This window comes from Nitrospirota bacterium (genome assembly GCA_040757335.1).
Taxonomy (GTDB): domain Bacteria; phylum Nitrospirota; class Nitrospiria; order 2-01-FULL-66-17; family 2-01-FULL-66-17; genus JBFLXB01.
This window is the reverse complement of the sequence record JBFLXB010000001.1, coordinates 1-23660: the sequence shown is the minus strand read 5'-3', so window position 1 is coordinate 23660 and position 23660 is coordinate 1. Positions and strand designations below refer to the sequence as shown.

24 protein-coding genes and 1 pseudogene are annotated in these 23660 nt (G+C 63.5%); 14 read left to right on the top strand and 11 right to left on the bottom strand.

Annotated features, from left to right (window positions below; genetic code table 11):
* Window positions 1-16 precede the first annotated feature (16 nt).
* The 8 genes from AB1451_00125 to AB1451_00090 all read left to right on the top strand — a co-directional run bounded on the left by AB1451_00125 (window position 17) and on the right by AB1451_00090 (window position 5792).
* A complete protein-coding gene (locus tag AB1451_00125) occupies window positions 17-370 on the top strand; it encodes a hypothetical protein (GenBank protein MEW6681316.1) in 354 nt (117 codons plus the stop codon).
* 13 nt (window positions 371-383) lie between these two features.
* Window positions 384-818: a nuclear transport factor 2 family protein gene (locus AB1451_00120; GenBank protein MEW6681315.1), complete on the top strand. Its 435-nt coding sequence runs from the start codon at window positions 384-386 to the stop codon at window positions 816-818.
* A gap of 19 nt (window positions 819-837) precedes the next feature.
* Entirely contained in the window at window positions 838-1293 is a 456-nt protein-coding gene (locus AB1451_00115) for a hypothetical protein (protein ID MEW6681314.1), read from the top strand.
* A 39-nt stretch (window positions 1294-1332) separates the two neighbouring features.
* Entirely contained in the window at window positions 1333-1989 is a 657-nt protein-coding gene (locus tag AB1451_00110) for a class I SAM-dependent methyltransferase (protein ID MEW6681313.1), read from the top strand.
* A gap of 233 nt (window positions 1990-2222) precedes the next feature.
* Window positions 2223-2894 (top strand): hypothetical protein, encoded by a 672-nt coding sequence (locus AB1451_00105; GenBank protein ID MEW6681312.1) that lies wholly within the window; start codon window positions 2223-2225, stop codon window positions 2892-2894.
* Window positions 2887-3132 carry a DUF202 domain-containing protein gene (locus AB1451_00100; GenBank protein ID MEW6681311.1) on the top strand — a complete coding sequence of 82 codons (246 nt, stop codon included), beginning with the start codon at window positions 2887-2889 and terminating at the stop codon, window positions 3130-3132. Before AB1451_00105 ends, AB1451_00100 begins: the two co-directional genes overlap by 8 nt.
* Before the next feature lie 15 nt (window positions 3133-3147).
* Window positions 3148-3537, top strand: coding sequence for a DUF488 family protein (locus AB1451_00095; protein MEW6681310.1), 390 nt, complete (start codon window positions 3148-3150; stop codon window positions 3535-3537).
* 209 nt (window positions 3538-3746) lie between these two features.
* Window positions 3747-5792, top strand: a complete 2046-nt coding sequence (locus AB1451_00090; GenBank protein MEW6681309.1) for an acyltransferase family protein — start codon at window positions 3747-3749, stop codon at window positions 5790-5792.
* Window positions 5793-5870: 78 nt separating this feature from the next.
* Here AB1451_00090 and AB1451_00085 read toward each other — a convergent pair whose 3' ends face one another.
* From AB1451_00085 to AB1451_00065, 5 genes are all read right to left on the bottom strand, one after another.
* Window positions 5871-6227 (bottom strand): plastocyanin/azurin family copper-binding protein, encoded by a 357-nt coding sequence (locus AB1451_00085; protein ID MEW6681308.1) that lies wholly within the window; start codon window positions 6225-6227, stop codon window positions 5871-5873.
* 154 nt (window positions 6228-6381) lie between these two features.
* Window positions 6382-7047, bottom strand: coding sequence for a dienelactone hydrolase family protein (locus AB1451_00080; GenBank protein MEW6681307.1), 666 nt, complete (start codon window positions 7045-7047; stop codon window positions 6382-6384).
* Window positions 7028-8065: a CapA family protein gene (locus AB1451_00075; GenBank protein MEW6681306.1), complete on the bottom strand. Its 1038-nt coding sequence runs from the start codon at window positions 8063-8065 to the stop codon at window positions 7028-7030. Before AB1451_00075 ends, AB1451_00080 begins: the two co-directional genes overlap by 20 nt.
* A gap of 24 nt (window positions 8066-8089) precedes the next feature.
* Window positions 8090-9061: a sugar phosphate nucleotidyltransferase gene (locus tag AB1451_00070; protein MEW6681305.1), complete on the bottom strand. Its 972-nt coding sequence runs from the start codon at window positions 9059-9061 to the stop codon at window positions 8090-8092.
* Complete coding sequence (locus tag AB1451_00065; GenBank protein ID MEW6681304.1) at window positions 9058-9519, bottom strand: universal stress protein; 462 nt, start codon at window positions 9517-9519, stop codon at window positions 9058-9060. Before AB1451_00065 ends, AB1451_00070 begins: the two co-directional genes overlap by 4 nt.
* 257 nt (window positions 9520-9776) lie before the next feature.
* Between AB1451_00065 and AB1451_00060 the strand changes: the two genes are divergently transcribed.
* Both AB1451_00060 and AB1451_00055 read left to right on the top strand, forming a co-directional pair.
* Window positions 9777-10439 carry a phosphoribosyltransferase family protein gene (locus AB1451_00060; protein MEW6681303.1) on the top strand — a complete coding sequence of 221 codons (663 nt, stop codon included), beginning with the start codon at window positions 9777-9779 and terminating at the stop codon, window positions 10437-10439.
* Between the two features lie 11 nt (window positions 10440-10450).
* Entirely contained in the window at window positions 10451-10963 is a 513-nt protein-coding gene (locus AB1451_00055; GenBank protein ID MEW6681302.1) for a BCAM0308 family protein, read from the top strand.
* 147 nt (window positions 10964-11110) lie between these two features.
* Here AB1451_00055 and AB1451_00050 read toward each other — a convergent pair whose 3' ends face one another.
* From AB1451_00050 to AB1451_00035, 4 genes are all read right to left on the bottom strand, one after another.
* Window positions 11111-11368 carry a hypothetical protein gene (locus AB1451_00050; GenBank protein ID MEW6681301.1) on the bottom strand — a complete coding sequence of 86 codons (258 nt, stop codon included), beginning with the start codon at window positions 11366-11368 and terminating at the stop codon, window positions 11111-11113.
* Between the two features lie 53 nt (window positions 11369-11421).
* Complete coding sequence (locus tag AB1451_00045; GenBank protein MEW6681300.1) at window positions 11422-11622, bottom strand: hypothetical protein; 201 nt, start codon at window positions 11620-11622, stop codon at window positions 11422-11424.
* Between the two features lie 113 nt (window positions 11623-11735).
* Complete coding sequence (locus AB1451_00040) at window positions 11736-13529, bottom strand: adenosylcobalamin-dependent ribonucleoside-diphosphate reductase (protein MEW6681299.1); 1794 nt, start codon at window positions 13527-13529, stop codon at window positions 11736-11738.
* A 10-nt stretch (window positions 13530-13539) separates the two neighbouring features.
* Window positions 13540-14082, bottom strand: a complete 543-nt coding sequence (locus AB1451_00035; protein ID MEW6681298.1) for a universal stress protein — start codon at window positions 14080-14082, stop codon at window positions 13540-13542.
* 277 nt (window positions 14083-14359) lie between these two features.
* Here AB1451_00035 and AB1451_00030 point away from each other — a divergent pair, with 277 nt between their 5' ends.
* The 3 genes and pseudogenes from AB1451_00030 (at window position 14360) to AB1451_00020 (ending at window position 17843) form a co-directional block, all read left to right on the top strand.
* Window positions 14360-14704, top strand: coding sequence for a hypothetical protein (locus AB1451_00030; protein ID MEW6681297.1), 345 nt, complete (start codon window positions 14360-14362; stop codon window positions 14702-14704).
* Window positions 14701-16973 (top strand): annotated as a pseudogene (locus AB1451_00025) (diguanylate cyclase). Before AB1451_00030 ends, AB1451_00025 begins: the two are co-directional and overlap by 4 nt.
* A 21-nt stretch (window positions 16974-16994) precedes the next feature.
* Window positions 16995-17843, top strand: a complete 849-nt coding sequence (locus AB1451_00020; GenBank protein ID MEW6681296.1) for an EAL domain-containing protein — start codon at window positions 16995-16997, stop codon at window positions 17841-17843.
* Between the two features lie 134 nt (window positions 17844-17977).
* Here AB1451_00020 and AB1451_00015 read toward each other — a convergent pair whose 3' ends face one another.
* Entirely contained in the window at window positions 17978-19546 is a 1569-nt protein-coding gene (locus AB1451_00015) for an AAA family ATPase (GenBank protein MEW6681295.1), read from the bottom strand.
* Window positions 19547-19719: 173 nt separating this feature from the next.
* On the opposite strand from AB1451_00015, the gene rtcA reads away from it, so the two are divergent.
* On the top strand, window positions 19720-20760 hold the full coding sequence (rtcA, locus tag AB1451_00010) for an RNA 3'-terminal phosphate cyclase (protein MEW6681294.1): 1041 nt from the start codon (window positions 19720-19722) through the stop codon (window positions 20758-20760).
* A gap of 179 nt (window positions 20761-20939) precedes the next feature.
* Here rtcA and AB1451_00005 read toward each other — a convergent pair whose 3' ends face one another.
* Window positions 20940-23249 (bottom strand): right-handed parallel beta-helix repeat-containing protein, encoded by a 2310-nt coding sequence (locus tag AB1451_00005; GenBank protein ID MEW6681293.1) that lies wholly within the window; start codon window positions 23247-23249, stop codon window positions 20940-20942.
* Between the last annotated feature and the right edge of the window lie 411 nt (window positions 23250-23660).

Below are 23660 nucleotides of genomic sequence, written 5' to 3'. Positions count from 1 at the left end.
CTGCGCGTTCGGCCACGTGAAGAGTCGGGTTTGGTTGACGCTGTTGGTCTCTGCGGTGGCCGGTGCGTTGGTGTGGGCGTTGTCACCGTGGCTGGTCGGTCACCCCGAGCCGTGGGATGCAGACGGCCCTTTCTACCTTCTCGCCCTCGTGACTGCAGGTTCGTTCGCGGGGTTACTCGCGCCACGGCCGCTGTGGGCGCACTACATCGGAGCCTTTGCCGGTCAACTGATTTACGAGTTGCTCTTCCTGAGCATGGGGCCGCTCTTTGTTCTTGGCGCCGCATTCTTGCTCGCCTACTCGCTTGTCTTTTCGGCAGCGGCAGCACTGGCAGCGTATCTGCGCGTCCACATTGAAAGCGCACCCTCCTAATCGAGCCAGGGCAATGACCACCGGTCTGCGTATTCAAGACCTCACTCTGGAAAAGCAGGGGCTGTGGCAGAGAGTCAATGACTTGTGGGCCCTGTCGTTGACACGCAATGCCACAGAGATTCGAAACACGCTTCATCCTCGATATGTCGGCTGGGACATCAGCAGCCCAACTCCTCATGACAGAGAGTTTGCCGTTCAGTCCGTACTGGGGAACTCGCCGGTGGTTACCCAGTATCAACTCACTCCCCTGAGTGTCGAGGTATACGAGCATACGGTCGGCATCGTTCACTACGCCTACTCAGCCACCGTCGCGCCAAGAGAAGCGGCACCGCGACACGTAACAGGAAAGTGGACCGAGATATACTTGAAACAAGACCGACAGTGGGTCATGATCGGTGTGAGTGGGCGGCCTGATCAGCAAGCGGGAGCATGCAACGTGTCAGGGTAGGTGCGATCGAGACCTCACGATGCCGAAGCAAGTTCATTTCTTCGCCGGCTTGTTGGCAACGCTGACGATTGCCACCTTCTTCCTCTCCACGGTCATCGTGGAGTTGGTTGGCTCTCATGGGGCCGTGGCAACGGTAAAGGCTCTGATTGTTGTGCCCGGCCTGCTTATTCTGGTGCCCGCCATTGCAGCGACAGGCGGTAGCGGCTTCTACCTATCGAAGTCTCGCCAAGGGCGGCTCGTTGAAAACAAGAAAAAGAGAATGCCGTTCATTGCGGCGAATGGGCTTGTGATTTTGATCCCGTGTGCCATTTTCCTGGACCTTTGGGCGGCCGCCGGCACGTTCGACAGCACGTTCTATCTGGTTCAGGGTTTGGAGCTTCTGGCAGGCGCGGCAAATCTCACGCTCATGGGCTTAAACATCCGTGACGGTCTGAAAATGTCTGGGCGCCTTCGTGCAGTCCCGAGTGCTCACTAACAACGGCATCGAGGGAGAAAGAGACAAACCAGGATGCGAATGACCGGGAAGCCTTATGTTCCAGCAGCGGGATCAGACTGGCTCCTTCCCTTCTACGATATTTTCACCAAGCTCTTGGGAGTGGAGGCGTTTCACGGGAAGCTGATCGACCAAGCAGCCATCAGCGCTGGCCACCGAGTCCTCGAAATCGGTTGCGGAACAGGGAATTTGGCGATCCTGACCAAGCGCCTGAATCCCGCGGCCGAGATCGTCGGGATCGACCCCGACCCGAAAGCCTTGGCGCGCGCACGCCGAAAGGCGGAGCGCAGTGGAGATGCGATTCAGTTCGATCTTGGTTTTGCAGAGGAGTTGCCCTATCCCGACTCGTCGTTCGATAGGGTCTTGTCCGCGTTCATGCTCCACCATCTTCCACCGGATGCGAAGCCGCTCGCCGTCCAGGAGGCCCGGCGTGTCCTCAAGCCGGGAGGCTCCCTGCACCTCGCTGATTTCGATGAAGGACACCCCCACTGGGGTGGTTTCCTCGCGCGCCTCCTGCATTCGCGACATGGATCGAGCTCCCAGCAATTGGTCCTCGGTCTCATGCGGGACGCCGGATTCGCGGACTCTCAGGAGGTCGGGCACGAGGCCATTGTCTTGGGACGAATCGTCTGCTACAAAGCCGTCCGTCCTCCTTCGCCCCTATCCACGGCCGCCTGACACCGGCTTGCAGCCAACGTTACTCCGCTGCGCTCCGCAACGCGCTGCCCCTGACCGCTACGGAAAAGGAATCGGTGGCGGTCTTGACTGAGTGCCGCGCTCGGGCGCAGGATACGGCGAAAAACGGATGACACGCGAGCCGGTCGCAAGCGTGGTGATCGTCCTCATCGCGCCACGGCTAGATCACCCTACAACAAAGCACGGTGACAACACGTCTCGTCGGCAGAAACGCGATGGCTGCTCAGATTTCGCCATCCACTAAGACTGTCGGATTCTGGTCTGCGGTACTCGCCACGGTCTTTAGCATCATGTACGTCGTGGGGCAGCTCGCGGAATGGATGGGGTTGTTGGGGTCGCAGGGAGGGCCCGAGAGCGGTAGCACCCTGCTGGGGCTCGTGGTCCTGCTGACGCCGTCGCTCTTCCTGGGATCCTCGTTCCTAGTGCTCGTCGTCAGCATCCACCAACTGGCGTCCCCCGACAGACGAGTCTGGAGCCATGCAGCGGTTGTCTTCGCCACTGCCTATGCCGTCCTCATCAGCATTGTGTATTTTGTTCAGCTCACGCTGGTCGCGCCCCGTATCGCGCGCGGGCAAATTGAAGGCATCGAGATGTTTCTGTTCGTGCCCTTTGATTCATTCTTGTACGCCGTGGACATACTGGGCTATAGCTTCATGAGTGTGGCCACTCTGTTTGCCGCCATGGTGTTCTCTGGGAGCGGGCTGCATCGAGTTGTGCGGTGGTTCTTGACCGCGAATGGATTGTTGCTCCCCTTCGTCGCGCTGCAAATGTACTTTCATCCACTGATATGGGTCGCAGCACTGTGGGCGGTGACGTTCCCGGGATCAACGTGGACGCTCGCCATCCTCTTTCGCCGCGCCGCGACCACGGCAACCGACGATGAATGAAGGGCACCTTCGTGATCAGATGGCGACGGAACGCACCCACCTTGCCAATGAGCGCACGTTGCTCGCCTACATACGCACGGCTCTCGCCTTGGCCGCCTCGGGTGCGGTGCTCTTGCAGTTTTTCCCGGCCTATCCGATGCTGTCGTGGTGCGCCTGGCTTCTTGTCCTCGCAGGCGGCGTTACGGGTGCCGTTGGCATCTATCGCTTTGTGATTGTCAGGAGGCGGCTACGTGAATAGGGGAAGGAGGCCTCAGTGAGCGTTCGGGTGGTGCAGCTCGGGTCTTCGCGAAAGTCCGGCGAGGGTGTTCGCATCGGCACGGTTCGTCGGCCCCCGCGCGGCGTGCCGAAGGAGCGGTTCGCGGTCGAAGACTGGTACGACGTGTGGCTGCCGAACCTCGCTCCGAGTCCCGACCTCATCAAGCTCGCACAGGCTGCAGTGTCTCCGCAGGACTGGCAAGCGTTTGCGCGCAAGTACCGCGCCGAAATGGCCCAACCGGAGAACGCGAGAGTGCTCGACGTTATCGCTGCTCTGTCCCACACCGCGGACTTCTCAGTCGGCTGCTACTGCCGGAACGAGGCGCATTGCCATCGGTCCGTTCTTCGTGAATTGTTGCGAGAACGTGGCGCGAAGCTTGGGAATTAGAGATATCGTGGCAAATATTGGGGTCGGAGTGCTATTTCTGCTGTGAAAGCCAGTCACGAAGCGGAAATAGGACTCTGACCCTGATTTTGCTGATTTTTGCTCCTCTGAATTTTAATCCTTCTGACCCTAGGCGTTAAGGATGCCGAAACCACGCGAGGCCGCCGCGCTGTTTAGCGCCCACACCATGGCATCGGATTCGGACACGGAACTTGCTCTCCCCGAGTAGTCATCCAACGCCTCCGGCTGCCGCGCAGTATGACCTGACGCGCCCCTCGTACCGCGCCGATATCGACGGGCTTCGCGCGATCGCGGTTCTCTCCGTCGTCGGCTTCCATGCCTTCCCCGACCTCGTCCCCGGGGGGTTCGTCGGCGTTGACGTGTTCTTTATCATCTCCGGATTTCTGATCAGCAGCATCCTCTTCGCCGGTTTGGCTGGCGACCGGTTCAGCTTCATGGAATTCTATTCGCGCCGCATCAAACGCATCTTTCCGGCGTTGGTCCTCGTCTTGTTCGCCACATTCGTCTTTGGATGGTTCGCATTGCTCCCGGATGAATACAAACCGCTCGGCAAACACATCGCCGCCGGCGCGGGGTTTGTCTCCAACTTTGCACTCTGGAGTGAGGCGGGATATTTCGACACCTCGGCAGCAACGAAGCCGCTGTTGCACTTGTGGTCATTGGGGATTGAGGAGCAGTTCTATATCCTGTGGCCCCTCGTCCTCTATCTGGCGTGGACCAGTCGGCTCGGTTTTCTATCGGTCACGCTGCTCATCCTGGCCGCATCGTTCGCCATCAACCTCACGACGGTGGACGGGGACCGCGTCGCGGCATTCTACTCGCCGCTTTGTCGTTTCTGGGAGCTCCTGCTCGGCAGCACGCTCGCCTACCTTGCGTCTCGTCGTACCGTGGTCCCGGCGTCGACGCGCAACGCCCAGTCGATGATCGGCGCGGCGTTCCTTGCCGTCACGCTGTTTGCGATCGATGACAAGACCGCGTTTCCGGGCTGGTGGGCGCTCCTGCCCACGATCGGCGCCGTGCTGATCATTGCATCCGGTCCCGGCGCCTGGATCAACCGCGCGATTCTCTCTCGGCCGGTGTTGGTGTGGTTCGGCCTCATCAGCTATCCGCTCTATCTGTGGCATTGGCCCCTTCTGTCATTCAAACATATCGTCAAACACGGCGTACCGAGCGTGCTCAGCCGCATCTCGTTGATCGCGCTGAGTATCCTGCTGGCCTGGTTGACGTACCGCTACCTGGAAACGAATGTGCGCTTCCGACGCCAAGGGACGGTCACGGTCGCCCTGATCCTGCTTTGCGGGGTCTTGCTAGGCTTCGGGGCCTTGACGTGGCGTGAAACCATCGCGCCCCGCCACGATGACAATCGTCTCAAGACGATTCTTTTGGCGCTCGACGACTGGGACCATCCACCGAAGGCGTTCAGCGCGCTGGAATACCAGGGGCAGACGTTCTTCATTCGACGTGCCGCCGGACCGACGGTGCTGTTTCTCGGCGATTCCACCATGGAGCAATACGGGCCGAGGATCGACCAGGTCATTTCCGAGCGCCCGCACCTAAGCAAATCCGCCATATTCGCCACGGCCGGAGGCTGTCCGCCGATCCCACACATTGGGACCCCCACGCATCGGCACTGCCAGCCCAGACTTGAGGCGGCTGTCGCACTCGCCCTCGGCAACGAGATCGACACCGTGGTGCTCGGCGCGTGCTGGTGGTGCTATTTCGTGCAATGGATCAAACCTGAGGATCATTCTCACGAAGAGTATTTCTTCGACCAAGCCGGTCGGGAGGAGTTCCTGAAGGGCGGCAACGGTGTGGACCTGGCGCTCGACTCTTTCTTACGCCTCCTTCAACTCCTGGCCTCCCACGAAAAACGCGTCGTTCTGGTCCTGAACACCCCGGCAGGACAGACACTCCACCCCAAGAACCTATTTAACGGCTCGCGATTCGGTCAGATCCGATACGAAGAGACGGCCGGCATTGCCCGGAGTGACTTTGAACGAGACTATGGGCCGATCAAGGATCGGCTGACCGCCATGGCCCGTGGTTCGGGCGCAACAGTCATCGACCCACTGGACTTCTTGTGTTCTGAAGGAGTCTGTTCCGCTTTGATGCCGGACGGCACCCCGATGTACCGCGACGATACGCATCTGCGAGCGTCTTACGCCAGGAACCACGTCAGATTTCTCGACGGCTCCATCCACCTGGACGCACGTCTAGACGCGACATCGAACGATTGAGACCTTCCCCGTATGCCGAAAGCACGCGAGGCCGCTGCGCTGTTTTGCGCGGCGGCCTCGCGTCAGACTGTATGGGGTTTACGGCTCGACGACAATGGTGCCCCACATCCCCATGTGAATCGCGCAGAAGTACCCGTACACGCCGGGCGCTCTGAAGGAATGCGAGTAGTCGCTGCCGGGAATCATGTGCTGGTGAAACTCCAGATCGTCGACTCGGGTCGCCACGCCCCGAGAGAGTGGGCCCGAGGACGTGAGAAAATGCTCGGTGTCGTCGCGGTTGGTCCAGGTCACACGATCGCCGACCTGGATCTTCATCATCTGCGGGGCGAACGTCTGCGTTTCAATGACAACGGTCTGCTCACCCGCGGATGCGGTCGGAGCGGTCGCAAGTTGGAACCCCGACCACAGGACAAGAGCGCCAAACAGAGCGATCAAGCGTACTCTCATAACACGTCCTCCGGTTGGACTGGTAGCGCCCTGCATCATTAAGATAGACGCCTACCTTGGAGACCGCCGCCTCCGGAGGGGTATTCCGTCTCGGTACGTGTCCGACTCACGTTGCGCGCTCGTCCATTTTGGAACACTCGCTTCAGCCTTTTGGAGGCAGCCACCGCACGAACCACTCCGAAGCCAGGCGCGCGACCTCCTCCAGCGTGCCGGGCTCCTCGAACAGGTGCGTGGCGCCGGGAACGATCACGATCTCCTTTTCACACCTGAGCTGCGTGTACGCCCGGCGGTTCAGATCGATGACCACATCATCGAGCCCGCCCACGATCAACAGCGTGGGCGCGGTGACGCGGGACAGCTCGCGCTCCGCCATGTCGGGCCGTCCGCCCCGCGACACCACCGCGCCGACCCCTGAGCCCATCTCGGCCGCAGCGATCAAGGCCGCAGCCGCTCCCGTGCTCGCGCCGAAGTACCCGATGCCCAGTCCTTTTCCGCCCGGCTGTTGCCTGAACCAGGTCGTCGCTACAGCCAGTCGCTTTGACAACAGGTCGATATCGAACCGTGTTTCGTAGACCGCGTCCTCCTTCGACGTCAGGAGGTCGAACAACAATGTACCGAGCCCAGCGCTTCGCAGTTCCCTGGCCACGAACTGGTTGCGCGGGCTGTGGCGGCTGCTGCCGCTGCCGTGGGCGAAGATCACCACGCCCCGCGCGTTGTCGGGGATGGCCAACTCGCCTTCGAGCGTCACCCCCTCCCCGCCCACAACCCGCACGGGTGTGATCCGCTTGTCAGCCGCCCGCCGTTGCACGTTCGCCTCCGCGCCCGTTGGTGATGATCAGCCGATCGCCTTCGCGTCGCACCAGCGTCTCCATGTCCGCGCACAGGGCAACGGCCCGACGGGTGATACGCTCGAACTCGCGGCCCTCGGCAACCGTAGTCCGACAGTCGGCGATGAACACGGGGCGCATGGAGATTTCACGGACCGCGAGCCCTGCCAGCGACACTTCGAACAATGCTTGGCCGTCGTTCTCGAAGTCGGGATCCACCGCGTAGTCGTCGACCAGATCACCGGTCGAATAGAAAATCGGTCGGCCCCGGTAGACCTCGATCCCGTGGAAGATGTGTGCGCTGTGCCCGAACAGCGCGGCGTAGCCCATCTCGATCGCGGCGTGGGCCAGGCGGACGAAGCGCCGCGACGGCTTCCACACCATGTTGGGACCCCAGTGCAGGGAGAGGATCGGCCACTCCACGCCCAGCTCGCGCATGCGGTCAAGGCTTTCCTGGAAGCGCTTGCGGGCCGCCGGCTCGTCGTCCAGATCCAGAAACGCGATGCCGGGCAGGTCGGCTCCGGCCGCGAAGTCCTGCTGGTGGTCGCAAAACGCGGCCATCCCGAACCGGATCCCGGCGCGATCCACCACTGCGGGCGCCAATGCCTCTTCCACGTTGCGCCCGGCCCCGGCCACGGCAATGCCGCGCTCTCGAAGCAGCGCCAGCGTGTCGATCAGGCCTTGCCGCCCGAAATCCAGGCTGTGATTATTGGCCAGACTGACCAGATCCACGCCCGCGTCCGCGAGCGAATCCGCCGCGGCGGGCGGCGCGCCGAAGTAAAACGCCTTGGCCTCCCCTTCCCACACCGCCTCACGGCCGGTGATCGCGCACTCCAGGTTCACGACGGTGAGATCCGCGGTCCGCATGAACGGCGCCACGGAACCCAGGGGGTACGCGGGACCGCGCTCTAGGATCTCGTCTTTGACGAGCCGACCCAGCATCACGTCGCCGCCGAACACGATTCGCGGGTGGGACGCCGCATCCACGTGTGTCCTCACGACACCATCACGGCGAACCGGCGGTCAGACGACGTCCGGGAGTGAGCTCGTGGCTGGCAACGGACACGAGCCCGCATAACGGGTCTGCCGCGCGTGGTTGAGCGCGCTCATGATACGTTGTTCGGATCCCCAGTCGCTCCAGGAGACGCCGCGTGCCGGCAGGACCAGGAGCACGGGTGACCGGCGGCCCGGGGTCGCCGCGAGCACGGTACGCGAAAAATTCACGGGCTGGAGGTCGCGGTAGACGTCTTCCACCGCTCGGGCCTCCTGGGGCGTGCCGATCGCGAAACGGATGCGTTCGAACGCCGCGCGCAGCGGGGGCTCGACGCGCGCGATGAGGTCCAACAGTGTCTTGGGACGGAAGGTCATGACCAACGTGTTCCACAAGGCCCCCAGCTCGACCAGCTTCTTGGCGGACTCGGGCGTCGGCTTTTCGACGAACGTCAGGACTCGCCGGAAGTTGGAGTTCAATTGCCCCACCTCATTGCAGGCCGGGACCACGTACCCGTACTCCGGCTCTGCGTGGTGGGGTTCGGCGCCGAGCAAGACTAGGCTCGTGGGGTGGTGTTCAACCGCTTGGAAGGCCAGATCCACGTACCCCATGAACAACCCTTCGGGGTCGATGAAGTGGTCGGACGGGAACACGGCGACCACCGAATCGGGATACCTGGCCACGAGATGGAGCAACGGAAGCAGTACGCCGGGAGCGGTCTCTTTGTTTTCGGGCTGGAGGATCACGGTGCCGGGCGGCCGACCGCTGAGTTGGTCTTCGGCCTCCGGGAACTGAAGGTGAGACACTCCCGCGATCGTGTACACCCGTTCAGGCGGAATCAGGCGTTCCACCCGGTCAAACGCTTGCTCGAGCAGGGACCGCGAACCCGTGAAGCGCACGTACTGCTTGGGCAGCGCATCGCCCCTCATGCGATGGACGAACGGGCGGAGCCGTTGTCCCGAACCTCCCGCCAGCACGATCGCGCACCGAACCGGTTGTGTCATGGGACCCTCTCCTGGGGTTGAACCGCCTTGACGGTCAGCACCGGACAAGGCGCAAAGCGGACCACTCGTTCGGCCGTACTGCCCAGCATTGCGTGCGCCAGACCGGTTCTGCCGTGGGTTCCCATCACGATCAGATCCGCTTTCCGATCGGCAGCGACGTTGCCGATCTCGGTGAAGGGCGTGCCCGAGACGAGAACGTGTTCCGCGCGGATCCCGCGACCACGCGCGTCTTCGGTCAGTTGCCGCAGCGACTCGATCGCTCCCCGCCTGACCTCAGCCGAGACGTCCGGGTGCGTGAGCGCAAAGTCCACGGAATAGACCGTCGGTTCCATGACGTGGAGCAGGACGAGGTCGGCACCTGTCCGCGTTGCCAGCGCGAGCGCGTACTCCACCGCGGCGAGCGAGCCCGCGGAGAAATCGGTTGGTACCAGGATTGTCCGAAGAGAAAAGGTCGTCATCGCCTACACGTAGCCCCAAGAAGAACTTCCGCTGCGACCGACCGCGCTCATGACCACTCGCCGGCTGCGAGTAATTTCGATACATCCTGAACCGACGCCCACCAAAAACCTATCCCCCAAACGGGGTGTTCGGCACACCCAAAGTGGGCATTCGATGATCACCCGTCTGCGCCGTGGCATCCTTCAATTGCCTCGGACCCTTACACCCATGGTGGAGTGGCGAAATACCCCCGGCCTGAGTCATAATGCGCTCCGAGATGACGCCGTTGACGTTCCGAGATCGCGCCCACGCCGCTCGATCGTTGGTCGATCGCCTGGCCGAATACCGCGGCCAGCGGCCGTTGGTGCTCGCCATTCCACGCGGAGCCGTGCCCATGGCGGCGATCATCGCCGACGCGCTGGGCGGTGAGGTCGACGTGGTGCTGGTCCGCAAACTGGGCGCTCCGGGGCAGCCCGAACTGGCGATCGGCGCGGTCGATGAGATGGGTCGGGTGTCGCTGGTGCACACGGCCCGCGATCTGGGGATCAGCGAGGCCTACATCGCGCGTGAAGTGGAGGCGCAGCTCAAGGTCATCCGGGCGCGACGGTCGCTGTACACGCCCGTCCATCCCCCGATCGATCCGGCCGGAAGGGTGGCGATCGTGGTCGACGACGGGATCGCGACCGGAGCCACCATGCTGTCGGCCCTGGCCGCGGTGCGCGAGCGCAAGCCCGCGACGCTGGTCGCGGCAATCGGCGTTGCTCCGGCGGACGTCGTGTGGCGGGTCCAGGATCTCTCGGACCGGGTCGTGTGCCTGGTGACGCCGGAGGTGATGTTCGCAGTGGGCGAGTTTTACCGGGACTTCCCTTCGGTCAGCGACGAAGAAGTGGTCGACATTCTCAGCAAACACCGCGCACCGGCCGCGGATTCACACCCCTGAGGACAGAAGCCATGACCAGCAAAGGACGAACGCAGGCCGCCAAGACCAGAGCCCCACGCACGGACCGCCGGATTCTTTCTCAGGAATCGGTTCAGGACACGTACCAGATCCGCGGCAAATTACCGGAGCCGACCGTGTGCCCCGAGTGCGGCGCGGTTTTTCACAAAGGCCGCTGGACATGGGCGGCGCGGCCCGCGGACGCCCAAGAGCACCGTTGCCCCGCGTGCAGCCGCATTCGCGACAACTATCCCGCGGGCACCATCACGATCAGCGGTCCCTACCTGACCGCTCACCGGGACGAGTTGCTGGGCCAAGCGCGCAACGAAGAAACCGCCCAGCGGGCCGACCATCCCTTGTCCCGCATCATGGCCGTGGAGGAGCACCCCGATCGCGTCACCATCACCACCACCGACCTGCACTTACCCCGCCGGATCGGCGAAGCGCTCCGCCGCGCGTACGACGGCGAGTTGACGATCGATCACGAGAAGCAGTCCTATCTCGTGCGCGTCACCTGGACCCGTTGAGCGCTCACTGATTGCCCCGGAGTCGGAGCCTGTTCAGGCAGGGTTAGATGCAAGACGCCGCGAGCACCGCAGCGCAGCGTACTGGGTCGTACGTGAGCAGCGGATGCGCAGCGGCAACGCCGCAGATAGCCCTGCATGGACAGACTCCTACTCTGTTGGAGATTCGGCCGACGACCAACTCCTACTCAACCGCTCCAACCGCCCGGTCAAGTCGTGCAGCTTCTCGTGAATGGATTCGTTGTTGAAGCGTTGGATATCCGACAGCGCGACCGAGAAATCGGTGAGCGCAGCCAGCCATTCCCGCTGCGACTCACTCGTAAGGGGCTTGTCCTTCGCGCGATCGATCCGCCACGATGCTTCACTCAGCCGAGCCGCTGCGTCTTCCAGATGCGCTGGTACCGCCATGGCCGTCTCCTCTCAGAAGGACCTCATTCTCCGCGCACCGCTCCCGCGCGTGTTCAGTGAACGCTGGCCGGTGTCCTTCGCCCCGGGCGTGACACCACATCCAGGGGATGCTGCCGGTGCCCGACGATCACCGCGTCCACCAGCTCCCCGCAGTTGAGGCAGCGCCAGCCGTCGCTCAACTCAAAGTCACTCACGTCCGCGCCCGCCGTGTACGCCTCGCACGTCATCAATCCCCCGCATCGCAAACACCTCATGTTCTCCTCCTTTTCGCCTGAGACGCGTTGGGGTAGTCGCAACCGAGCGTCCCCATTGTGACGAGAGGCGGAGAAGTTTCCTATCCCCCAAAAGAAGCGTTCGCGGAGAAACGTCACGCGGCTGCGCCGGCGCGGCGGGACCGCACCGCGTCGCCTGCCGAGGCCGTCTCCTGTCCGGACTCCTTGTGCGACCGCGTTCCCAGGGACAGCACCTGTTCCCTTCTGGATCCATAGCGGAACACGGTGACGCCTTTGAGCCCCATGCGGAAGGCGGCCAGATACACGCGCTCCACGGTTCCCACGTCCACGTCCGCGGGAAGGTTCACGGTCTTGCTCACGGCGTTGTCCACCTCGCGTTGAAAGATCGCCTGCATCTCGAGGTGATCGAGCGGATCAAGGTCGAGCGCGCCCCGAAGCAGATGGGCCAGATCGTCCGGCACGCCGGCCAGGCCCTGCACGCTGCCCGACTTCGCCAACTCCGGGATCAGCGACTGCCACTCCAACCCGCGCGCTTCCATGGTGCGGGCAAACAGCGCCGAAACCTCCGGTAACACCCGGCCGCCCAACACGTGACGGCGCGTGAACGCCACGCCGAAGAGCGGTTCGATGCCCGAGGTGGTGCCCGCAATGACGCTCAGCGTCCCGGTGGGCGCGATGGACAGCAGCGTGGCGTTGCGGCGGAGCCGCCTGGCCGGGGCGAAGATCGACCCGTTCCAGTTGGGGAAGACTCCTCGCTCGGCCGCCAGCTCGGCGCTGGCCGCCTCAGCGGCCTCGCGCATCGCCACGGCGATCGCGCGGGCCGTGCGTTTGGCCTCGGGGCTGTCGTACGGCAGCCCGAGACGGATGAACGTTTCCGCGAGCCCCATCACCCCCAACCCGATCTTCCGGTTGGCTTTGGCCGTTCGCTCCAACTCCGGAATGGGGTACTCGTTGACCTCGACCACGTCATCGAGAAACCTGACCCCAAGCCGGACCAGCGCTCTGAAGCGCTCGTGGTCGAAGACCTCGCCCGCTCCTTGTCTCACCAAACACGCCGCCAGGTTGATCGACCCCAACGTGCAACTCTCGTACGGCAGCAACGGCACCTCGCCGCAGGGATTCGTCGCGCGGATCCGCCCCACGGCCGGGGTGGGATTGGCCCGCTGGAGCGCGTCGAGAAACACCAGCCCGGGGTCACCGGTCGCCCACGCGGCTTCGACGATCGAGCGAAAGAGCGGAGCCGCGTCCACGGACCCGACCACCCGCCCGGCGGATGGATAACGGAGCGGCCACGGGCCGCCGTCCACCACCGCCTGCATAAAGGCCTCAGTGACGCCCACCGACAGGTTGAAGTTGCGCAGCGCTCCGGGGTCGCGTTTGGCGTCGATGAACGCGGTGATGTCGGGGTGATCCGCGTCGAGGATCGCCATGCTCGCGCCGCGACGGATCCCGCCCCGGCGCATCGCGTCGGTGGCGGCATTGAAAATCCGCAATACCGCCACCACGTCCGACGCCTTGCCTTCGAGCGCGGCGCGGCGGTCGGCGGCGGGATGGACCGCGGAAAAGTTGTACCCGGTGCCGCCCCCGGTGCGATGGATCATCGCCGCGTCGTGGAGCGTATGGAACACGCCGTCCAGGGTGTCGTCGATGGGGAGCACAAAACACGCGGAAAGCTGGCCCGGAGGCCGTCCCGCGTTCATGAGCGTGGGGGAGTTCGGGAGGAACTCCAGATTCGCCATGGCGGCGTGAAACCGCTCCTCCCACTCCGCGGCGAGAGCCGCCGAACCGAAGCGTTGCTCCGCAGACGCGATAGCGCGCGCTACCCGTCGGAACAGCGCTTCCGGCGTCTCCTCGACGGTCCCGTCGGGGCCTCGGCGCAAGTAGCGCGTGCGTAACACCTCGATCGCGTTTGGGCTGAGCCTCAACATCCCTCGAGCGTCAGGGTTTCGCGGGCAGGTCGAGTTGCTCCACAATAACCTCCTCATCGGTCTCGCGGTTGCCGCCCGCTTCTTCCGGAGACGGTCGGTGATCCTCGCGCACCGCGACGACCGGGCACGGCGCCCGTCGCATCACCCGTTCGATGGTACAGCCCAGCCACGTTCGCGGGGACCCCTCGCGCCCGTGGGCGCCCATGACGATCAGATCCGCCTTCTCCTCACACGCGAACTTCACGATCTGGGACAAGGGCTCGCCCTCCACCAGGCGCTGATGGGTGGTCAACCCTTTGGAACGGAGCCGCGCCACCGCCTTCTGAACGTCCCTCTCCGCGTGCCGCCGCGTGTCGGTGCGCGCGGCGGCACGGAGCGGCTTGGTCTCTGTTTCCTCCTCGGGTTCCTCGCGCTCCGCCTCCTCCACGACGTGGAGAACGGACACCTCGGCGTGAAACGCGCGGCCCAGAGCGACCGCATACTCCAATGCCGCCCTCGAACTCGCCGAGAAATCCGTCGGTACCAGAATTCGTCGAACCGCTCCTTGGCGCATCATTCTCCCCTTTCCCTGAAACCAAGCCGTGAACTGTTTTTTTTAGAGTATGCGAGCCTTGCCGGTACGTTTCTATAGCTCAAAAGGGGTAAGTGCGCCTCAGCCCACAGAAGGAACAACGCGGACGTCCACCACCCCCAGCCGGTGCACACTTGCCGGCACTGATGCCTACATCAGTGCCCGCTTGCCATAACCATTGGGTTTCGGTATAAGACGGAGCTATCCTGCCAAGCAGCGGGCATTCCCCAACCGGTTCCTCGACCAAGGAGGGTTCGACGTGACCAAGTTCTCGGAACGGCGACAGCACTCCATCAGGGTCCGCATCAGAGAGTTCGGAATCCCCCCCATCCACGACGGGCTCGTGCTCGGCAAGAAATCGCCGATCGGCTGCGAGGCGTTTCGCCGGGCGATCAGCCTGCTTGTCGCCACACCGTTCGAGCATATCGAGCTTGACGATGGGGTGATCGGCGATATCCTCATCCGCGCCAACATTCTACGCCGGATACCAAAAGATAAGTTGATCTCGTTCGTGCTGCAACAGGTCAAACCCCTGATGGAACCCGAAGACGTGCTGCATATGGATGTCGATCTCGAAGTGTCCTTGGAGACGGACGCCTTATGACCCCGTTGGTCGCCGCCGACGCGCTCCACGAGCCCCTGCAGCGCGTGCGGAGCGAGATGCGACCCAAAGACTGCGACGCAAGAGGCACCGTCATCTATGCCGTGTTCGGCGACGCCGAGGGCGACGGCGCGTTTCTCGGCCTCGTCACGCCCGAGGACGTCGCCCGTTTCCCGCACCGCATCTTTGCCGACCTCATTCCGAGTCACGGAGCGCGGTCTCTGATGCTCGACACCCCGCTCGAGGACGCGCTCACGAAAATGGACGGCGCCGAAGCCGCGGCGGTGCTCGGTGCCAACGGGCGATTCGCCGGTGCCGTCACGCGCACGAGCCTCTTCTCCACGCTCCTCAGACGGGAGCGCGAGTTGCTGGATGAATCCCAGCGCCTCCACCAACAGGCTGAGCAGGACCGCGAGCGGTTGCTCGCGTGGTCCGCCCGACTGGAGGAACTCCACGCGGCGTCGACGAATCTCTTGGGGCTGCTCGCGATGCAGTCGCTGGAAGACGAACTCCTGCAGCGCGGCATCGCCGCCCTGACCGCGCTCCTTCAAGCGCGCTACGGCGCGGTCGGCATTCTCGATGGCGAAGGCGGCCTCGCTCGTTTCTTTCACACCGGCCTCAGTCCCGAGGAGGTGGAACGCATCGGGCAACCTCCCGAGGGCCGTGGGCTCTTGGGCGTCGTGCTCCGCGAGAACCGCGCCATCCGGATCGACGATCTCGCACATGATCCGCGCGCGGTGGGCTTTCCTCCGAACCACCCGGTGATGCGATCGTTACTCGCGGTGCCGATCTCGTATCGCGGGGAGGTCTTCGGCCGGGTGTACCTGTGCGACAAGACCACCGGCCAACCCTTCAGCGACCACGACGAGCTGTTGGCCACGAGCTTCGCCGAGTCGCTGGCTCTCGCGGTGGCCAACGCGCGCGCGCAAGCCGAACGCGAGCAACATGAGCGGACCATGGCGGGCTACAACCGCACGCTTGAGCTGCTGGCGACCGGGGCCGCGCTGCCCAGCGTCCTCCTGGCCCTCGTGCAGGCAATCGAGCACCGGTACACCGCCGGCCCCTGTTCGGTGCTGGTCCTGGACCCGACCGGCACGCGGCTGTTGTTGGCCGCCGCTCCCAATCTCCCCGATGCGTACAACCGAGCGGTTGACGGGATCGAGATCGGCCCCGGTGTCGGCTCGTGCGGGACCGCAGCGTATCGAGCGGAGCTGGTGGTAGTCGAAGATATCGAAACCGACCCGCGGTGGGAGAATTTCCGCCATCTGGCGCTCCCTCACGGGTTGCGCGCGTGCTGGTCGCACCCGATTCTATCGTCCGACCGCCGCGTCCTAGGCACGTTCGCAATGTACGCGCGCTCCCGTTACGCCCCCACCGAAGCGGACTTGAAGCTGATCGCCACCGCGGCGCAGATGGCCGGCATTGCCATCGAGCGAAAACTCGCAGAGGAACATCTGCGGGCCAGCGAACACCAATTGCGTTCGATCGTGACCAGCAGCGCCGACGGCATCATCACGATCGACGAACGCGGGATCGTCGGTTCGTTCAACCCCGCTGCCGAGCGCGTTTTCGGCTACTCCGCGTCGGAGGTCGTGGGCCGCAACATCAGCGCGTTGATGACCGAACCCGACCGAAGCGCCCATGACGAGTACATCAGGCGATACACCACCACGGGTCAAGGCCAAATCATCGGCGTCGGCCCCCGCGAGGTGATCGGTCGGCGCAAGGACGGTTCGACGTTTCCCATGGACCTGGCCGTGAGTGAAATGCGCCTCGACGACGGTCGGCGGTTCGTGGGCATTGTGCGCGACATCACCGAGCGCAAGCAAGCGCAGGAACGTCTTGATCGCCTGGCCTACTACGACCCGCTCACCGGTTTGCCGAACCGACTGCTCTTCCACGACCGCCTCACCCAGAACGCGATCAACGCCGCTCGTCACAACCGGGTGGTCGGGGTGATGTTCTTGGACCTTGATTGTTTCAAGACGATCAACGACACCTTGGGCCACGAGGTGGGCGACGCGGTCCTCAAGGGGTGGCCGAACGACTCAACCGGTGCATACGGGAGGGCGACACGGTCGCCAGGCTGGGCGGTGATGAGTACGCGATCGTGCTGGCCGACATGGCACATGCCGAGGATGCCGCCAACGTCGCACGCCGCATCCTCGACGAGTTCTCCCAGCCCGTCCGCGCCGGCCGTCACGAGCTGTACGCAACGGCGAGCATCGGCATCACCTTGTACCCGACGGACGATGAGCGGGTGGAACAGTTGCTGAAAAACGCCGACTCGGCGATGTATCGCGCCAAAGAAACCGGGCGGAACACCTACCAGTTCTACACGGCCGACTTGAACGCCAAGGCGATCGAGCGCCTCGACCTGGAGACCCACCTTCGCCGGGCACAGGAACGCGACGAATTCCTGCTGCACTACCAGCCGCAGGTCGAGCTGTCCACGGGTCGCATCGTCGGCATCGAGGCGCTCATTCGCTGGTCGCGCCCGGACCGCGGAATGGTCCCTCCGGGCGAGTTCATCCCCGTGGCCGAGGAAACCGGGTTGATCGTCTCGATCGGCCAATGGGTCCTTCGCGCCGCGCTCGCGCAAGCCAAGACCTGGCAGAACGCTGGTCTGCCGCCGGCGCGCGTTTCAGTCAATGTGTCGCCGCGGCAGTTTCGCCAACCCGAGTTTCCCGCCACCATCGCCCGGGCGCTTGACGAAGCCGGACTCCCGCCGCATTCGCTGGAAATAGAGGTCACGGAAAGCATCTTGGTCGAGCACGAGCCGGCCGTACTTGCCCGGTTCGCCCAGTTGCACGAGCTGGGAGTCAGTTTTGCGATCGACGATTTTGGAACCGGCTACTCCTCACTGAGTTATCTCAAGCGATTTCCGATCGACACGCTGAAGATCGATCGGTCCTTTGTCGCCAACCTGGCGGCCGACCCCGACCACTCGGCAATCGCCTCGGCGATCGTCTCATTGGCGCACAGCCTTCGACTTCACGTGGTCGCCGAAGGCGTGGAAACCACGGACCAAGCCGCGTTTCTGCGTTCGTTGGGTTGCAACTCCGCTCAGGGATACCTCTACAGCCGGCCGCTCCCGGCTGATGCGGTCGAGCCCCTGCTGCGTCAGGGCAGCCTCGGCTGAAAGTGCATTGCGAGCACATTCCCCGCAGCGTGCTGCGGGGTAAGCGAGCAAGATGAAAATAGTGCTCTTTTTCCTCCTTGCATTTCGAAGATTCCCTGCAGCTTGCTGCAGGGAGCTTCAATCCTGATCGATCGTCATCGGACCCCGAAGACCGAGCGGATCGCCGTCGTGAGCCGTTGCGGCTCGAGGGGGAACGTCGTATCGACGGTGACGGCGTGGGCCCGTTCGTCATCGTCCAACGGTTCGCGGGTCACGAGTTGTCGGGAGAGCACGGCGAGGTCCGCGTCCGAGGCGTCCCGCCCCTCGCCCGCCCGCTTCGCGACGCGTGCGCGCAGCTCAGCCTCCGCAGCTCGTATGTCGAGGATGACGAACGGGACGCGTCGCCGCTCGGCCACGGCGCGTAGCGTGCGTCGCTGGGCCATGGTGAGGAACGCGGCGTCGACCACCACCGAGAACCCGGCGTCCAGCACCGCGAGGGCCAGTTCCGCGAGTCTGGCGTAGGTCCTGACGCCGGCGTCCGGCGCGTACAACCCCTCGTCCAGACCCGCGCCGGTTCGAGCGCGCGGCGGCAATCCGAACAGGCGTTTGCGCTCCACGTCGCTGCGGATTCGAATCGCTCCCAACTGCTCCACCACGCCTTCGGCCACCGTGCTCTTGCCCGAGCCCGAGACGCCGCAGGTGATCGCCAGGAACGGCGGACCGGGCGGCGAGGAGCGGCTCGCCAATTCCAGATACCCGCGATACTCCCCCAGCAGGCGCGCGCGCTTCGCGCTATCGGGCTCAGCCTGCGACCACGCTAAACACGCGACTTTGGCCCGCACCAGGGCCCGGTACGCGTGGTAATACGCAAACACGCGAAGGCCCGCGTAATCTCCCGTGCCCTCCAGATACGCGTTGAGCGCCCGGCGCGCCAGCGCGGCCGCGCCGCGGTCCGACAAGTCCATGACGAGAAACGCCATCTCGCTCATCACGTCGATCCACCGCAGGTCCTCGTTGAACTCGATGCAATCGAAGATCAGCGGCCCGTCGTCCACCCACGCGACGTTCCCGAGGTGAAGGTCGCCGTGGCATTCCCGGATGAAGCCGTCGCGTTTGCGAGCGGCGAACGTCTTGGCGAGCACGGCGTAGCCCGCTTCGCTGTCGCGTGCCAGCTCTCGAATACGCGGCTGATCCGCCGGATCCATGACGCGTTCCTGAATCGTCACGAGGTTCTCCCGGATTCGTTCGGCCACTCGGTCGGAAGTGCCGAAGGGCGTGTCGGGCCTTGCGATCGCTGCACGGCGGTGGAAGTCGGCCACGGCATCGACCAAGGCATCGAGGCGGTCCGGCGTCAGCTCTCCCCGCGCCAGGACCAGGTCCAACCGCGCCTCGTGCGGAAACTGCCGCATCTTCACCGCGTACTCAATGACCGGGCCCGGCCCGCGTACGCGTGGGTGCTCGACCGCCCCGGTGATCGGCACCACATCGAGATACCATTCTGGCGCCAACCGGCGGTTCAACCGCAGTTCTTCCTGACAGAAGAAACGCCGCTTCTCCAGCGTCGAGAAATCCACAAACCCGAAGTTCACCGGCTTCTTGACCTTGTACGCGTAGGGTCCGGTGAGCAGGACCCACGAGATGTGCGTTTCCATGACCTCGAAGCGCTCGACCGGGTGATCGTAGAGAGCGGGGTCCTGGAGGCAGCGGATCAGCTCTGCGGACATGGGTTCACTCGAGCGTGGAAGGTTCGATCCGAGCATAACGAATCGGTCGTTGGGTTACAATGCGTCGCCGTGTTCGCTGGACATATCGTGCGGGGTTGCCCAGTTCCTCGCGGGATAAATCCCCCCTTGCCCCCCTTTATCAAAGGGGGGATGGGGGGATTTGACCTGGACGCATGATCACCATCGACGGAGCATACGGAGAAGGCGGCGGACAGATCGTGAGGACCGCCCTCGCGCTCTCGTGCGTCACGGGTCGGGCGGTCGAGATCGACCGCGTCCGCGCCAATCGCAGGAATCCCGGCCTGCAACCCCAGCATCTGACCGGAGTACTGGCTTGCGCCCAGATCACGCGCGCCGAGGTGGAGGGCGCGGTTCTGGGATCGAAGCGGCTGGTGTTTTCGCCGGGCCGCATCAGTGGTGGCGACTACACCTTCGACGTGGAGCAAACCGCGGGCAAGGGCTCGGCCGGCTCGGTCTCGCTGATCCTCCAGGCGATCCTGCTCCCGCTCTCCAGCGCCGCCTCACCAAGTCGCATAGTGCTCCGCGGGGGCACGCACGTCAACCGCTCGCCGTCGGTTCATTACCTCACCGAGGTCTTTCTGCCGACGATCCGGCGTTTGGGCGTGCAGGCCGATGTGGATCTGGTGCGATGGGGCTTTTATCCGATCGGTAAAGGCGAGGTCATCGCGCGCATCACACCGTCTCCCAATCTCAAAGGGCTGACATGGGACAGGCCAGGACCAGTGACGCGCATCGTCGGAATTTCAGCCATCGCCAACCTCCCGCGGCACATTGCCGAACGCCAGAAAGACGCGGCAACACACGTCCTCCACGCCGCGGGTGTGACGTCTGACATCCAAATCAGCGAGGCGCAGGCCGTAGGCCGCGGCACCGCGTGCTTTCTCAAAATCGAGATGCACAACGGTGCCGCAGGATTCGCCTCGCTCGGCGCGATCGGGAAGCGCGCAGAGGTCGTGGGGCGTGAAGCCGCCGAGGAATGTGTGAGGTTTGTGAAAAGCGGGGCCGCGGTGGACCGCCACCTCGCGGACCAACTTCTGCCCTACCTCGCGCTGGCTCACGGGCCATCGACCATCACCACAGAGGCGGGCACGACGCACCTGCTGACGAACCTCTGGGTGATCCAGCAATTCGTGGACCGGGAGGTCAGGGTGGAAGGCGCGATCGGCCAGAAAGGCCTCGTCACTGTGGAGTAGGCAATTGGCCTTGTCCCGCTTGATCGGTATAATGCCCCCGTTCTATTTGGTTCCCCCCTTTTTCAAAGGGGGAAACTGAAGGCGTGCGACGGCCGTGAACAAACCATTACTGTTTGTGTCCTGGACCTGACGCGGCGGTCCATTCCACAAGCGGCCGAGCCGAGGGTATCCTCGGGCGCCTAGAATTCCGTTGTTCCGCCCTGCCCATCCAGTTCGTATGCACCCATGGACCATGGGGCCGTGCGAGTCGTGCCGTCTTGGTCGGTCGGGAATGCGGCTGTGAATGCGGCTGAAAGATCCAGCCCCCCTTGCGTCACGCTGGCGTGGGAGGAGGCGGTCAAATGCCAATCGTTGTCCTCCATGGAGGTGATCTGATGATCGGGTCCGTCACGATCGGCGAACTGTGGATCAATGGACACATTATTCCGGCCGTATGGGAGGCTGTTGACGCCACTGATGTCTGTAAGAGTATAAAGTGTCGAGCCATCCGAATACAGGGCGGTTGGACAGTCGAACAGATCGTTGTTAAAGACGACAATTGTGAACACAGCCAGATTATAGAGGCAGTACCGTTGTCCGTTCCCGGAGGTAAACACGATATTGTTTTGAATCATCGGCGTCCCTCGACCGGACATATCGATGCCGATGGCTTGGGTCGCGCCACTCCCCCCGTCGATCGTATTATTCCTAATCTCGGGAAGCCCGGAACCAGTGGAGGGAAATCGGATCTGAATGCCGTAGGAATAGGTCCCGCTCCCGCCACTGATCGAATTATTCTGAATTGGTGTAGACCCAGAACCTGGGGTGAAAACGATGCCATAGGAGCTATCTCCGCTGCCCCCGGCGATCGTATTGTTCTCAATGGTTGGAGAAGACAATTGGGTGATTACGATGCCATAGGAGCTATCTCCGTTGCCCCCGCTGATCGTGTTACTCTTGATGCTCGGAGACCCGCCGAGGGTCATAATACCGTGTGAGTTTCGACCGCTGCCCCCGGTGATCGTATTGTTCTCAATGGTTGGAGAAGAAAATTGGGTGATCAGGATGCCATAGGAGCTAGCTCCGCTGCCCCCGCTGATCGTGTTATTCCGGATGCTCGGAGCCGAGGAGTACTCGCTGTAGATACCGGTGGTCCCCTCAATCGTGTTATTCCGAATGCTCGGAGCCGAGTAGCCCTCGATCTGGATGCCGACAGAGCCCCCGGTGATCGTGTTGTTTTGAATGGTCGGATTCCCCAAGCTGAAAATGCCGAAGGAATTGCCGGTGGTATTGGACCCGGCGTCGATGGTGTTGTGTTGAACCGTCGGCGAGGCCTGGAAGTGGATGTAGATACCGGATGATGCCGAGACGCCACCGACTCGAAGCAGAAATCCATCCAGCACCGTGGCGGCCGTAATGGGGCCGTTGGCTTCAACCACCGAATTGGTACGGGCGGTCGCCGCACGAGCCGTGCTCACGTCCACAATGATCGTGGTATTGGCCTCCGAGATATCCATCGCGGGCGGCACGGGATCGCGCCGGCTAAAGTCTGCGGAGTACCCGCCATAGACCGAAATACCTTCGGCCAGGACCACGTGGGTGGGTGTGGTCGCACCGCTATCGACCGGGTGCGTCCCGTGCGACACCAAGACGACTCCGGGAGAGAACGCGGCGGCGGCCGCAATCCCTGCGGGGATCGTGGCTTTGGGCGCCTGCTTGGTGCCGGGCTGACCATCATCCCCACCATCTCCAGGTGTGCTCACATAGATGATGCCGTCCACCACCACCAGGCTCACATGGAAGGTGTTCAGTGGGTTGCCCAGCGCATCGTTGGCTTCCACGGTCAGCGTGCGAGGGCCCAAGGTCCAAGTGGTGCTGGGTGCAAGGGTGGCGGTGTCGTCGGGCTGTGTGGTGGTGGACCAGACCGCCGCGGTCGCTTCCGGGACGAGATCACCATCCAGCGCCAGGGTCGCGGGGTTCATCGACTCGCTGAACACGATAGTCAGGGGCGCGTCCTTGGCGAGGAAGGTCCCGTTGGGTGGGTCGACTGCCGCAGTGGGCAAGGTGGCATCGACCGTGACGGACAGGTGCACGGTGTCGAGGGCATTGCCGGCAACATCCTTCACATCGATGGACAGGGTCCGGTCAGGGCCGCCGGTCCATTGCGTCACGGGTCCGATCGTGAGCCGCTCCGAGGTCGTGGCGGACGCGCCGGCCGCCATTGTCGTGGGGCTGGATAAGAGCGCGGCCCAGACTCCCCCGTTGCTCTCGGCGGCCATGGTGCCCCCGAGGCGGAGGGAGAGGGGATTCATCGGCTCGTTGAAAGTCACGACGATCTGCGCGCCGGGGCCGAGCGTGCTGCCGCTGGGCAGGTTGATGGTCGACACCACCGGCGCCGTGGTGTCCCCAGGGGCTCCGCCGCCGGAAGACCCTCCGCTGCTACAGGCTGCCAACAAGACCGTCAGCAACGCGGGGACTGCAGAGAAGGGCGAACGAGACATGCGGTCCATACCGGCCTCCGTCGGTTTCTGGTCACTCGATTCTGGTCGACGTGAGCCTGGTCGTGGCACGTCGGCCGCACGATGGTCTGGGTCCAACGCCAGAACGCTGCGCCTGGGAGTGGCGACCCACAGGAAATGAATGCGATCGCCGATCTGGCGATCGCGACGTGCCCACGGGGGCCTCAACAGAAGGGACGCAAGGCGGAGTCGACTATTTACATCAACCTACCAGAGCAGCGGGGTGAAAGCAATCTGTTTGTAGCCCAGTCGCTAGCGAAGAGCTGTTTTTTCACGCTAGGAGTGTGTCCGAGTAATGGCGGTTAACCTCGATACGCCGGGTGTGGAAGCGCTCATGGGCAGCGATCGAGTGCGAGGCATTGAGAGCGTGTGCCGTCCGGGGGGCCTGAGGGCCTCCACGAC